Source organism: Microbacterium kribbense, from assembly GCF_039537285.1.
GTDB lineage: Bacteria > Actinomycetota > Actinomycetes > Actinomycetales > Microbacteriaceae > Microbacterium > Microbacterium kribbense.
This window is the reverse complement of sequence record NZ_BAABAF010000009.1, coordinates 194,894-207,912: the sequence shown is the minus strand read 5'-3', so window position 1 is coordinate 207,912 and position 13,019 is coordinate 194,894. Positions and strand designations below refer to the sequence as shown.

At 71.4% G+C, this 13,019-nt stretch carries 9 protein-coding genes; 6 read left to right on the top strand and 3 right to left on the bottom strand.

The features are described 5' to 3' along the window. Positions 1 to 74: 74 nt before the first annotated feature. A complete protein-coding gene (locus tag ABD705_RS14005) occupies positions 75 to 1,481 on the bottom strand; it encodes a coiled-coil domain-containing protein (RefSeq protein ID WP_344784638.1) in 1,407 nt (468 codons plus the stop codon). 195 nt (positions 1,482 to 1,676) lie between these two features. Beyond that, positions 1,677 to 2,306 carry an NUDIX hydrolase family protein gene (locus ABD705_RS14000; RefSeq protein ID WP_344784636.1) on the bottom strand — a complete coding sequence of 210 codons (630 nt, stop codon included), beginning with the start codon at positions 2,304 to 2,306 and terminating at the stop codon, positions 1,677 to 1,679. An 82-nt stretch (positions 2,307 to 2,388) separates the two neighbouring features. Here ABD705_RS14000 and ABD705_RS13995 point away from each other — a divergent pair, with 82 nt between their 5' ends. Next, the gene (locus tag ABD705_RS13995) at positions 2,389 to 3,096 is read left to right on the top strand and encodes an alpha/beta hydrolase (protein WP_344784634.1); all 708 of its coding nucleotides are present in this window, start codon (positions 2,389 to 2,391) and stop codon (positions 3,094 to 3,096) included. Positions 3,097 to 3,294: 198 nt separating this feature from the next. Here the strand turns inward: ABD705_RS13995 and ABD705_RS13990 are convergent, their stop codons facing one another. Then, complete coding sequence (locus ABD705_RS13990) at positions 3,295 to 3,696, bottom strand: GreA/GreB family elongation factor (protein ID WP_344784632.1); 402 nt, start codon at positions 3,694 to 3,696, stop codon at positions 3,295 to 3,297. 85 nt (positions 3,697 to 3,781) lie between these two features. Here ABD705_RS13990 and ABD705_RS13985 point away from each other — a divergent pair, with 85 nt between their 5' ends. From ABD705_RS13985 to ABD705_RS13965, 5 genes are all read left to right on the top strand, one after another. Further along, positions 3,782 to 8,410: an ATP-dependent helicase gene (locus ABD705_RS13985; RefSeq protein ID WP_344784630.1), complete on the top strand. Its 4,629-nt coding sequence runs from the start codon at positions 3,782 to 3,784 to the stop codon at positions 8,408 to 8,410. 276 nt (positions 8,411 to 8,686) lie between these two features. After that, positions 8,687 to 9,868, top strand: coding sequence for an ABC transporter ATP-binding protein (locus ABD705_RS13980; RefSeq protein ID WP_344784628.1), 1,182 nt, complete (start codon positions 8,687 to 8,689; stop codon positions 9,866 to 9,868). 75 nt (positions 9,869 to 9,943) lie between these two features. Beyond that, on the top strand, positions 9,944 to 11,137 hold the full coding sequence (locus tag ABD705_RS13975; protein ID WP_344784626.1) for a polyamine ABC transporter substrate-binding protein: 1,194 nt from the start codon (positions 9,944 to 9,946) through the stop codon (positions 11,135 to 11,137). Beyond that, positions 11,130 to 12,023, top strand: coding sequence for an ABC transporter permease (locus tag ABD705_RS13970; protein ID WP_344784624.1), 894 nt, complete (start codon positions 11,130 to 11,132; stop codon positions 12,021 to 12,023). The genes ABD705_RS13975 and ABD705_RS13970 overlap by 8 nt, the downstream gene beginning before the upstream one ends. After that, a complete protein-coding gene (locus ABD705_RS13965) occupies positions 12,020 to 12,976 on the top strand; it encodes an ABC transporter permease (protein WP_344784621.1) in 957 nt (318 codons plus the stop codon). Before ABD705_RS13970 ends, ABD705_RS13965 begins: the two co-directional genes overlap by 4 nt. Positions 12,977 to 13,019: the final 43 nt, after the last annotated feature.

The window sequence follows — 13,019 nt, the reverse complement described above, 5'->3', positions numbered from 1 at the left end:
ACTCGGTGCGACGACCGGCGGCAGGGCACCAGGCCCGGCCGCCGGTCGTTCGGCGTCTTCCGGCGCCGGTGCGCTCAGGCGCTGACGGACTCGAGCTCTTCGTCGTCTTCGGGCGTGATGTCGCGGGCATCGGAATCCCCGACCTCGGCGGCATCCTCCGCCGCATCGGCGTCTGCGGCGCCGGAAGCATCCCCCGGCTCGTCGGCATCCACCGACTCGGGGACCTCGGCCGATTCGGCGGCATCCGCCGACGACGCGGATGACTCGGGCCGGATCAGCTCGCGCACCTCGACCATGAAGCTGGTCAGCTGGTGCTGCTGCCAGCGCAGCTGGCGGGCGCGGTCCTCGGCGTCGTGCAGCACGGACTGCGAGTTCTCGGTCACCAGCTCCATGATCTTCTGCGCCTTCGTGCGGGCCTGATCGAGGAGCTCGCTGGCGCGCACCCGCGCGTCGGCCTCGATCTGCTGGGCCTGCGAGCGGGCGAGCCGCTCGAAATCATCGGCCTTGGCCGACACCCGCTGCGCGTGCTCGAGCGATGCGGCGACCTGCTCGTTGGCGTCCTGTGTGATGCGCTCGGCATGCGCGACAGCCTGATTGTGCAGCACCAGGAACTCCTGATGCGCGTCATCCTGGCGCCGGCTGAGGGATGCCTCGAACTCCAGGGCACGCACCCGCAGCTCGCGCACCGCCGCCTCGGCCTCGGCCCGATCGCGGCTGGTCTCGCGGGCCACCATCGAGCGCAGTGCGGCGGCGCCCTTCTCGGCCTCGGACCGGATCGCACCGGACTCCTGCTGGGCCTGGTCGACCTTCTCGGCGGAGTGTGCGGCCTCGCGCTCCAGGCGCGCCTGGTGTGCGGTCAGCTCGGTGTCGATGCGCAGCCGTGCCTGCGCGGCGTCGTGCTGGGCGTGCGAGACGATCGCCTCGGCTTCGGCCTGCGCGTCCTTGCGGCGCTTCTCGATCTCTTCGCGCGCGGAATCCAGCAGCCGTTCGCCCTGCACGGTCGCGTTGCGGATCAGCACGCTGGCCTGCTCTTCGGCGACCCGCAGGATCTCTTCGAACTGCCCGTGGCCGGTCGACTCGCCGCTGCTCTCGCGCAGTTCGTCGGTCAGCGCCTGCACCTGCTTGGCGGACTCGGCGACCTGCAGCTGCGCGGCCGTCAGCTCGCCCCGCAGCGCTGCGACGGTATCGTCGTCGGCTGCCTCGGCCTGCAGCCGGGCGACCTCGGTGGCGAGCTTCTCGGCCTTGGCCCGGCTCTGCTTGACGGCGGTCGATGCGCGCTGCTGATACTGTCGCAGCTTGGTCGATTCCTCGCCCGTGGCGCGCAGCCGCGCGTTCAGATCGGTGACGAGCCGGTCGACCTCGTCCTTGTCGTAGCCGCGGAATGCGGTCGAGAAGGTGCCCGGAGACGTCGACTCGGCGATGAGCCGGTCGAACGCGGATTGCTCGCGGGGCGCGTCGGGGCTGTCGGTCTGGTCTGGCATGGCATGTCTCCGCTTCGAGGGGCTCGCGGTACCGGCGGGCGACGTCGTGCACCCGCACCAGGGCGGGTGGGCCGACGCGCGGGTACGCACGGGCGCGGTGCACGACACCGGGAGGTGTGCCGCTGAATCACTGCGTACGTCAGTGGGAACACTACCTGCCCGCACCGGTTCCGCGAAACGTCGGTCTGCGAATCGTCAGCGCAGCGCACCGACGCTGGCCAGCGCCAGCTTGATCAGCGTGCCCCGACCGCCCTCCATGTCGGCGGCGACGGCCTCGGATGCCGCTTCGTCGGGCCGCAGCCAGGTGACCTCGAGCGCATCCTGACGGGGCTCGCAGGTGCCGGTGACCGGCACCACGAATGCGAGCGAGACGGCATGCTGCCGGTCGTCGTGGAAAGCGCTGATCCCCGGCATCGGGAAGTACTCGGCGACGGTGAACGGCACCGGCTGCGCGGGCAGCAGCGGGAACGCCATCGGACCGAGGTCGTTCTCCAGATGCCGGAAGAGGGCATCCCGCACGGTCTCGCCGTAACGCACCCGGCCCGACACGATCGTGCGGGTCATCTCGCCCAGCGGCGTCGCCCGCAGCAGCAGGCCGACCTCGGTGACCACGCCCATGCCGTCGGTGCGCACCGGCACGGCCTCGACGTACAGGATCGGCAGCCGGCGCCGCGCCTCGGCCAGTTCGACGTCGCTGAGCCAGCCGGGATTCGCGTCGGCCTCGCCCTGGCTGCGGAACCCGCCGGGCAGGCCGGCGGCGAACGGAACGCCCGGGCCGGGGCGCGCGTCGTCGTTCGGATCCGGGTCGGGCGTGCGCACGGGCATGTCTCCTGTATACCTCACGAGGCCGACACGGATGTCGTGCCCGTGCCGAGACAGCGTCCGATGCGGCTGACAGGATGGAACCATGGACGAGTCCGCGGCAGATCCCGATGGCGTCGGGGCGTGCATCGATGCCGACGCGGTGCTGTGGTCGGCGCCGGAGGCCGACCGGGCCGGCAGACCACTGCTGGTGCTGCTGCACGGCTATGGCGCCGACGAGCACGACCTGTTCGGCCTGGTGCCCGAGCTGCCCGGCGAGTTCGTCGTCGCGGCGGTGCGCGCGCCGCTGCACCCGCCGTGGCCGGCGCCGGGGTACTCCTGGTATCCGATCGAAGACGTCACCGCCGCCGATCTGGCCGGCACCGGCACGCGCGACGCGCAGCGGGTGACGCATGCCGCCGCCGCATTCATCCGGTGGCTGGATGCCGCCGCCGGCGCCGCCGACTCGATCGGCCTGTTCGGCTTCTCGCAGGGCGCGTCGGTCGCGATCCAGGCGATGCGGCTGGATCCGGCGCGGTTCGCGTTCGTCCTGAACCTTTCCGGCTACGCCGCCCCCGGCGACCTGCCGCGCGATGCGGAGCTGGCGGCCCGCCGCGTGCCGGTGTTCTGGGGCCGCGGCACTGAGGATGACGTCATCCTGCCGGTGCTGGTGGACCATACGACGCAGTGGCTGCCCGCGCACAGCGAGCTGTCCGGCCGCGTCTATCCGGCCCTCGGCCACGGCATCGCCGAGGACGAGGTCGCCGACGTGCGCGCGTTCCTGGGCAAGCAGCTGGCGGCGATCGCGGGCTGATCAGCCCGCGATCGGTGCTGCCCGCCGGCTGACCTCGCCGGGCTGTCCCCGCGGCGGCATCCCGCCCGGCCAGCCGGGCAGAACTCCTCTGATCCGCGCATCCGGCGCGCCTGAACCCGCGATCAGGGCGGATCGCGACCGGATCGAAGGAGTTGTGCTCACCCGGCAGCAGACGGATGCGGCATCCGGCCCGGTGCGCTATGCGAAGGGCGTCGCCGAGACGATCGTGACGGTCAGGGTGGCGCCGGTGGGAGCGGTGAAGCTGACCTCGTCGCCGACGTGGTGCCCGTCGATCGCGGCGCCCAGCGGCGAGACCGGCGAGTAGACGTCGAGCTCGACCCCGGGCTGGACGAGGTCGCGGCTGCCGAGCAGGAAGGTCTCGACCGAGTCATCGGCGTGGAAGCGCACGGTGATCTGCATGCCGGCCTCGACGAGTCCGTCGTCGGGCTTGGTGCCCACCTCGGCACGACGGATCAGCTCGCGCAGCTCGAGCACGCGCGCCTGGCTGGCGTCGGGGTGCTCGGCGAGCTCGGCGAGCTCGGCCTCCAGCGCCGCCAGGGCCGCCGGGGTCATCCACACAGGTCCAGTCAGGTTGGCCATCACCTGTTCCTTCCTCACGAGCTGATCTGCAGCAAAGAAACTCCAGCTTATCGGCAATGTCCGCAGTACCGACGAAGATGGAGGGATGGGCGACGTCCTCGAGCGGTTCGGCACCGCGACGGCGGACTGGTTCCGCAGTGCGTTCACGGCCCCGACCGACGCGCAGCGCGGCGCGTGGGAGGCGATCGCGGCCGGCGACCACGCCCTCGTGGTCGCGCCGACCGGCTCGGGCAAGACGCTCTCGGCCTTCCTGTGGGCGATCGACCGGGTGTTCCACGAGCACGATGCCGCCGCCGACCCCGCCGCCGCGCGCCCCGAAGCCGGCCGACGTGGCGCCGCGCGCCGGCGCCCCGAGCACAGCGCAGGTGACTCGACGCCCCCGCGCACCCGGGTGCTCTACATCTCGCCGCTGAAGGCGCTGGGCGTGGATGTCGAGCGCAACCTGCGCTCACCGCTGGTGGGCATCGCGCAGGCCGCGCGGCGCCTGGGCCGGCCGGTTCCCGAGGTGACGGTGGGGGTGCGCTCGGGCGACACGCCCGCTGCACAGCGCCGCACGCTGATCACCGCTCCCCCCGACATCCTGATCACGACCCCCGAGTCGCTGTACCTGATGCTCACCAGCCAGGCCGCACAGACCCTGCGCGGGGTCGACACCGTGATCGTCGACGAGGTGCACGCCGTGGCCGCGACCAAGCGCGGCGCCCACCTGGCGGTCAGCCTGGAGCGGCTCGACGACCTGCTGGACCGGCCGGCGCAGCGCATCGGGCTGTCGGCCACGGTGCGGCCGATCGACGAGGTGGCGCGCTTCCTGGGCGGCTCCGCCCCCGTGAAGATCGTCGCACCGCGTGCGACGAAGGCGTTCGACCTGCATGTCGTGGTGCCCGTCGACGACATGCTGAACCCTCCCCCCGCCGGCGGCCCCGTGCCGCCCTCCGCCGATCCGGCGGCGGGCACGGCATCCGACGACTGGTACACCCCCGCGCCGGAGCAGACCGAGATGACCGGGTCGATCTGGCCGCACGTCGAAGAGGCGATCGTCGACCGGGTGCTCGCGCAGCGCTCGACGATCGTGTTCGCGAACTCGCGACGGCTGGCCGAGCGACTCACCGGGCGGCTGAACGAGATCTACGCCGAACGGCTCGGCACCGATGCCGACGACGCCCCGGTGCTGGCCAAGGCGCACCACGGGTCGGTGTCGAAAGAGCAGCGCGCGCTCGTCGAAGAGGAGCTCAAGAGCGGCGTGCTGCGCTGCGTCGTGGCCACCTCGAGCCTCGAGCTGGGCATCGACATGGGTGCGGTCGACCTGGTCATCCAGGTCGAGGCGCCGCCGTCGGCGGCCTCCGGCCTGCAGCGCATCGGCCGCAGCGGCCACCAGGTCGGCGAGACCAGCCGCGCCGCCCTCTTCCCCAAGCATCGCGGCGACGTGCTGCACACCGCGGTGGTCACCGAGCGGATGCTGGCGGGCCAGATCGAGGCCCTGTCGGTGCCGCAGAACCCGCTGGACATCCTGGCGCAGCAGACCGTCGCCGCCTGCGCGCTCGGCCCGATCGAGGTGGAGGGATGGTTCGAGACGGTGCGCCGCAGCGCGCCGTTCCGCTCGCTGCCGCGGTCGGCGTACGAGGCGACACTGGATCTGCTGGCGGGCCGGTTCCCCTCCGACGAGTTCGCCGAGCTGCGCCCGCGCCTGGTGTGGGATCGCGATCAGGGCACCCTGACCGGCCGGCCCGGAGCGCAGCGGATCGCCGTCACCAGCGGCGGCACGATCCCCGATCGCGGCCTGTTCGCGGTGTACGTCGCGGGCGAGAAGGTCGGCGCCCGTGTCGGCGAGCTCGACGAGGAGATGGTCTACGAGTCCCGCGTGAACGACGTGTTCACCCTCGGCACCACGAGCTGGCGGATCGTCGAGATCACGCACGACCGGGTCAATGTGGTGCCGGCGTTCGGTCAGCCCGGCAAGGTGCCGTTCTGGCACGGCGACGGCATCGGGCGGCCGGCCGAGCTGGGCGAGGCCCTGGGCCGGTTCAGCCGTGAGGTCGCCGCCCTGCCGCGCGAGCGGGCCGAGGCGCGGCTGGGCGAGTCCGGCCTCGACGAGCACGCCGTCACGAACCTGCTGGCCTACCTGTCCGAGCAGCGCGAGGCGACCGGCACTCTGCCCACCGACCGCACGCTGACGGTCGAACGATCCCGCGACGAGGTCGGCGACTGGCGGCTCATCCTGCATTCTCCATACGGCATGCAGGTGCATGCGCCGTGGGCGCTGGCGGTGGGCGCGCGCATCCGCGAGCGCCTCGGGGTCGACGGGTCGGCAGTGGCGGGCGACGACGGCATCATCGCCCGCATCCCGGATGCGACGACCGAGCCGCCGGGCGCGGAGCTGTTCGTGTTCGAGCCCGACGAGATCGATCAGCTGGTCACCGACGAGGTCGGCGGGTCGGCGCTGTTCGCCTCGCGGTTCCGCGAGTGCGCCGCGCGCGCGCTGCTGATGCCGCGGATGAATCCGGGCAAGCGCAGTCCACTGTGGCAGCAGCGGCAGCGGGCCGCGCAGCTGCTCGAGGTCGCCCGGCGCCACCCGAGGTTCCCGATCATCCTCGAGACGCTGCGCGAGGTGCTGCAGGACGTCTACGACCTGCCCGCGCTGCTGCGGGTGATCCGTGCGATCGGGCAGCGGCGCATCCGGCTGATCGAGGTGACGACCAACCAGCCATCGCCGTACGCGCGCGAGATGCTGTTCGGGTATGTCGGCGCGTTCATGTACGAGGGCGATTCGCCGCTGGCCGAGCGCCGGGCCGCCGCGCTGTCGGTGGATCCGGCACTGCTGAGCGAGCTGCTGGGCAAGGTCGAGATGCGCGAGCTGCTCGATCCGGAGGTGATCGCGCAGTTCGAGCGCGAGGTGCAGCGGCTCGATCCCGACCGCCGCGTGCGCGGGATGGAGGGCGTGGCCGACCTGCTGCGCATCCTCGGCCCGCTCGACGCCGCCGAAGCAGCCGCGCGCCTGCAGGGCGCATCGATCACCGAGGCGTCGGCTCACCTGGCTGCCCTGGTCGATGCGCGCCGCGCCATCCGGGTCGCCATCGGCGGCACCGTGCGCGTCGCGGCGATCGAGGATGCCGGTCGCCTGCGCGATGCGCTCGGTGCGGCGCTGCCGGTCGGCATCCCGAACGCGTTCCTTGAGCCGCTCGCCGATCCGCTGGGCGACCTGATCGCACGGTTCGCACGCACGCACGGCCCGTTCCGTGCCATCGGCGCGGCCGAGCGGCTCGGCATCGGCGTCGCGGTCGTGCGCGCCACGCTGGCGCGGCTCGAGGGGCAGGGCCGCATCGCGAGCGGCTTCTTCCTGCCCGACCCCGACGCAGCGCACGCCGACGAGACGGAGTGGTGCGACGCCGAGGTGCTGCGCCGGCTGCGGATGCGCAGCCTGGCCGCCATCCGCGGCACGGTCGAGCCGGTCTCGCCGCAGGCGTACGCCCGCTTCCTGCCCGCGTGGCAGCACCACACCCGGCCGCTGGCCGGCATCGACGGGGTGGCCGCGGTGGTCGAGCAGCTGGCCGGCGTGCCGATCCCGGCCAGCGCCTGGGAGTCGCTGATCCTGCCCGCCCGGGTGCGCGACTATGCGCCGGGCATGCTCGACGAGCTGACCGCGACCGGCGAAGCGATCTGGTCGGGGCACGGCGCGCTGCCGGGCCGAGACGGATGGGTGTCGCTGCACCCCGCCGACGCCGCCGCCGGCACGCTGCCCGACCCGGTCGGCGAGCTGGTGCCCGAATCGCTCGAGCAGCGCCTGGTGAACATCCTCGGCGCCGGCGGCGCGTACTTCGCCGGCCAGCTGCGCACGCTCGCCGATGCCGACAACGAGCTGTCCGTGATCGAGGCGCTGTGGGCGCTGACCTGGGCGGGCCGGGTGACCAACGACACCTTCGCGCCGCTGCGCACCCTGACCTCGGGCGGATCGCAGGCGCACAAGACCGTCCGGCGCACGCCGCGCGCCCGGATGTACCGCGGCGCCCCGCTGCCGCGCAGCTCCGCGCCGCCGCGCCCGCCGGCGCTCGGCGGACGCTGGTCGCTGCTGCCGGCGCCCGAAGACGACCCGGCGCTGCGGGCGACGGCGACCGCGAGCCTGCTGCTGGACCGGTATGGCGTGGTCACCCGCGGGTCGGTGCAGGCCGAGGGGGTGCCGGGCGGTTTCGCGCAGGTCTACCGCATCCTCGCCGGGTTCGAACAGGCCGGGCACTGCCGCCGTGGGTACGTCATCGAGAAGCTCGGTGCGGCGCAGTTCGCAGCATCGGCGACCATCGACCGGCTGCGCGAATTCGCCGGGCTCGCCGATCCAGCCCCCTATGCCGCGCTCACGCTGGCAGCCACCGACCCGGCCAATCCGTACGGTGCAGCGCTGGGCTGGCCCGCGCTCGAAGGCAGCCCGCACCGGCCCGGCCGCAAGGCCGGTGCGCTGGTCGTCCTCGTCGACGGCGCGCTGGTGCTCTACCTCGAGCGCGGTGGCAAGACCGCCCTGGCGTTCACCGACGACGAACAGGCGCTGGATGCCGGCTGCCGCAGCCTCGCCGCGACCGCGCGCGCGCGCCACCTGCAGACCCTGACCGTCGAGCAGGTCAACGGCACGTTCGTGTTCACCAGCCCCGTCGGCCGCGCGCTGCGTGCCGCGGGCTTCGTCGAGTCCACCCGCGGACTGACGCTGCGCAAAGTGGCGGCGGGCGGCTGAGGGCCCGTCCCGCCGGCACCGATCGCGGGCCCGCCTCCACCCCCGGACAGGGCCGGCGCACCCGCTTCGTGCGGGCACCGAGCCGGTTTCGCCGCAGGGCTCCGACGCGGCCATCGCGCACAACCGGACACTATGTCTGGCACCTGCCGGACGGTAGGCGGATTCGTCCGTTTCCGGCGTGCGCAGGTTGCGTCGGGGCGCGGGCCAGGATTGAATCACCGGTCAGGGGCGACGATGCCGGCACGGCCGGCGCGGCCCCGAAATGGAGGTCCACAGGTGTCCATCACGACCAGTCCGACCCGCTCCGGTGAGACCACCGCCGACGACGTGGCCGGCGGGGTCGTGCTGGAGGGCATCACCAAGCGCTATTCGGGTCAGGTCGCCGTCGACGCGCTGTCCCTGGACATCCGGCCCGGCGAGTTCCTCTCGCTGCTGGGCCCCTCCGGCTGCGGCAAGACCACGACACTGCGCATGATCGCGGGTTTCGAGCATCCCGACGCCGGCGACATCCGGATCTCCGGACGTTCCGTTCTGGGGCAGCCGCCGTTCAAGCGCAACGTGAACACGGTGTTCCAGGCATACGCGCTGTTCCCGCACATGACGGTCGCCCAGAACGTCGCCTACGGCCTGCAGCAGCGGCGCGTCGGAAAGGCCGAGATCCGCGAGCGAGTGGGCGCGGCGCTGGGCATGGTGCAGATGCGCTCGTTCGCAGACCGCAAGCCCACCGAGATGTCCGGCGGGCAGCAGCAGCGCGTCGCCCTGGCCCGCGCGCTGGTCAACCGGCCGTCGGTGCTGCTGCTGGACGAGCCGCTGGGCGCCCTGGACCGGCAGCTGCGCGAAGAGATGCAGCTCGAGCTCAAGCTCATCCAGGCGCAGCTGGGCATCACGTTCGTCTTCGTCACGCACGACCAGGGCGAGGCACTGTCGATGAGCGACCGGATCGCGGTGATGCGCGCCGGCCGCATCGAGCAGCTCGCCGATTCGGACACGATCTACAGTGCACCGGCCTCGGCGTACGTGGCGGCATTCGTCGGCCAGCAGAACTTCTTCGACGGCACCGTCACCGCCGACGGCTCCGGTGTCGAGTCCGCGCACACGATGGTGCGCCCGGCCACGAGGATCACCCAGGTGGCCCCGGGCGTCGACGCACGTGCGGCCGTCCGCCCGGAGTTCGTGCAGATCAGCACCGAGCGGCCGGACTCGGATGTGAACGTCGCGCAGGGCCGCATCATCGGGGTCTCGCACCTGGGCGAGACGATGCAGTTCCTCGTGCAGTTCGGCTCGGACATGTCGATCATCGCCCGCCGCCCCACCCCGGATGCCCCGCGGGTCAGCATCGGCGACACAGTCTGGTGCTCCTGGCGCGCCGAATCCGTCCAGGTCTTCCCCATCGACGACTCCGCCGCGCACGGCGGCTTCGTCGGCCCGCCGACCACCGGAACCGTGCGCACCCGCTGACACCCGGGCAGCACCGCAGCACCGCAACGACCGAGCAGTCTCCCGAACAGCAGTCACCCGCCGAGAGGACCTACCATGGCCGAGAACAACCCCCTCCGCATCCTCGCCAGCCACCCCGGAACGGACAGGCTCATCGGCGAGCTGTCCCGCCGCAAGCTCTTCTCGCTCGCCGGTGTCGTCGGCGGCACCGCACTGCTGGTCGCATGCACGCCCGGCGGCGGCAGCGGCCCGGCTGGAAAGCCCGGCCCGCAGGCCAGCGGCGGCGAGCTCGAGGGCTCGCTGTCGATGTACTCGTGGGGCGATTACGACGCCCCCGAGGTGCTCAGCGCCTTCACGAAGGACCTCGGTCCGAAGCTGACCGTGGATTCCTTCGGCTCGAACGAGGAGCTCATCGCGAAGCTGGTCGCGGCCAAGGGCACCGGCGGCTACGACATCATCGTGCCCACCGGTGCATTCATTCCGCAGATGATCCAGAACAAGCTGCTGATGAAGCTGAACAAGAGCCTCATCCCCAACCTGTCGCACATGGACCCCGCCTTCCTCGGCCGCAGCTGGGACCCGGGCAACGACTATTCGGTCTGCAAGGCATGGGGCACCACCGGCTTCATGTACGACACGACCGTCATCACGCGCGACCTGCGCACCTGGAGCGACTTCCTGGACTGTGCGCAGAACGAGGCCAGCGGCAAGACCAGCGTGCTGGATGACCCGGCCGAGATCACCGGCATGTACTACTGGTCGCACGGCATCGACTGGAACACCACGGACAACGCCGAGATCGACAAATGCGAGGACTTCATCGTCAACAAGCTCGCACCGCACATCGCCGCGTTCGACTCCTACCCGGGCAGCGGCGCCATCCCGCAGAGCGCGCACGCGCTGCTCGAGGTGTGGAACGGCGACGCGCGTCAGGGCATCCTGGCCTCGGACAACCCCGAGAAGTGGCAGTGGGTGCTGGGCTCGCCGGCGACCGAGCTGTGGATGGACAACTGGGCGATCTCCTCCAGCGCCCCCCATCCCGAAGCCGCGCACGCCTTCATCAACTTCGTGCTCACCCCCGAGAACCAGCTCAAGAACGTCGACTACATCGGCTATCACACCGGCGCGAAGGACATCGAGCAGATCGCGAAGGACGAGGGCCTGGAGATGCTCGACCTGGTCTTCTTCAGCCCCGCGCAGCTGGAGACGATGCACGACGGGGCCGTGAATGAGGCGCAGGAGCGCACCGTCGACATCTACAACAAGGCGAAAGCGGCTGCGGGTGCATAGACGCCTGCGCCCGCCGGGCTTCATGATGGCGGTGCCGGCCTGGATCTGGCTGGCCGCTTTCTTCGTCGCGCCAGTGCTGGTGGTGTTCTGGTACAGCTTCGGCTACAAGCCGGGCATGTTCGCCACGCACGCGAACGACCACCTGTCGTTGGACCGCTACTTCGAGGTGCTCACCCCGACGTTCTTCGACACCTTCCGCAACACGCTGTGGATCGGCATCGGCGGCACCGCGCTGTGCTTTCTGATCGGCGCGCCGATCGCCTACTGGATGGCGCTGAAGGCACCGGCGCGGATGAAGGGGCTGCTGCTGGCCCTGGTGCTGGTGCCGTTCTGGACGAACTTCCTGGTGCGCACGATCGGCTGGATGGTGATCCTCTCGCCGGAGGGCTGGATCTCGCACGCCATGCAGGCGATCGGACTGCCGGCGCTGGACATCCTGTACACCCGACCGGCCGTGCTGTTCGGCGTGGTCTACAACTACCTGCCGCTGATGATCCTGCCGCTGTTCGTCGCCTTCGACCGGGTGTCGCTGCCGGTCCGCGAGGCATCCAAGGATCTCGGCGCGAACCGCTGGCGCACCTTCACCCGCATCACCTTCCCGCTGGCCCGGCCCGGCATCATCGTGGGCGCGCTGCTGGTGTACATCCCGCTGATGGGCGATTACATCACCGCGACGGTGCTCGGCGGCGCCAAGGGCAACATGGTCGGCCAGATGGTGGCATCCCAGTTCCAGACCGCGCAGAACTGGGCGCTCGGTTCGGCGATGGCGATCATGCTGATCATCATCATCATGCTGTCCATCGCGGTCATGGCGGCCGTGATCTGGCTGGTCGCGATGCCCCTGCGCCTGCAGAACCGCATCCGCGTCGAGCAGGTGGCCTCATGACCTCCGTCGAACCGGGCCTGGGCACGCTGCCGGCGGCAGCGGTCGACATCGAAGAGGGCGACCGGATGCCGCGCGCCGGCGCCGATCAGCAGGAGCTGCCGGCCGAACGCCCGCAGCCCCGGTCGCTGAGCGACCGGCTGCTGACGGCATGGAGCGTGCTGGTCTACGTCTTCCTGTTCACCCCGATCGTCGTGATCGTCATCTACTCGTTCAACAACGGCCGGCTGCTGGTCGCCTTCGACAGCTTCGGCTTCGACGGCTACCTCGCCCTGTTCCGCAAGCCCGCGATCGCCGACGCGGTCATGGTCTCACTGCGCACCGGCGCGATCGCCGCCGTGCTGGCCTCGCTGCTGGGCACGCTCGCCGGCATCGCGCTCGCGCGCAAACCCGGCAGATGGACGTACCTGTTCGTCACGTTCCTGCTGCTGGTGGCCGTGACCCCCGAGATCGTGGATGCGATCTCGCTGCTGCCCTGGCTCGTCTTCCTCGGCCAGGACCTCGGCATGACGATCTTCAACGACGGCACCGTGCGCCTGGTGATCGGTCACTCGCTGTTCTCGCTGGCCGTGGTCACCTACATCGTGCGGGCGCGGCTGGTCGGCATGCCGGCTGGCCTCGAAGAGGCCTCGGCCGACCTGTACGCCACGCCGCTGCACACCTTCCGCCGGGTCACCCTGCCGCTGGCGATGCCGGCGGTGCTGGCCGGGCTGCTGCTGTCGTTCACGTTCAGCCTCGACAACACCGTCGTCTCGGCGTTCGTGCAGGTGTCCGGTTCGACGCCGTGGCCGGTCTACGTGCTCAGCTCGCTGCGCAGCGGATTGCGGCCCGAGATCGCCGGGGTCTCGACGCTGATGCTGATCGTGACGCTGCTGGCCCTGTCGGTCGTCGCGATCGTGCTCAAGCGCGCCGGAGACTCGGCCACCGACATCGCCCGCACGATGGCCGGCGGCTAGCAGGCGCCGGCGCATCCCCTGGTGCCCCGGCACCGCCAGCATC

Coding starts and splice junctions, on each gene's coding strand:
- ABD705_RS13965 (WP_344784621.1), top strand. CDS start 12,020: ATGACCTCCGTCGAACCGGGCCTGGGCACGCTGCCGGCGGCAGCGGTC.
- ABD705_RS13985 (WP_344784630.1), top strand. CDS start 3,782: ATGGGCGACGTCCTCGAGCGGTTCGGCACCGCGACGGCGGACTGGTTC.
- ABD705_RS14005 (WP_344784638.1), bottom strand. CDS start 1,481: ATGCCAGACCAGACCGACAGCCCCGACGCGCCCCGCGAGCAATCCGCG.
- ABD705_RS13990 (WP_344784632.1), bottom strand. CDS start 3,696: ATGGCCAACCTGACTGGACCTGTGTGGATGACCCCGGCGGCCCTGGCG.
- ABD705_RS13975 (WP_344784626.1), top strand. CDS start 9,944: ATGGCCGAGAACAACCCCCTCCGCATCCTCGCCAGCCACCCCGGAACG.
- ABD705_RS14000 (WP_344784636.1), bottom strand. CDS start 2,306: ATGCCCGTGCGCACGCCCGACCCGGATCCGAACGACGACGCGCGCCCC.
- ABD705_RS13995 (WP_344784634.1), top strand. CDS start 2,389: ATGGACGAGTCCGCGGCAGATCCCGATGGCGTCGGGGCGTGCATCGAT.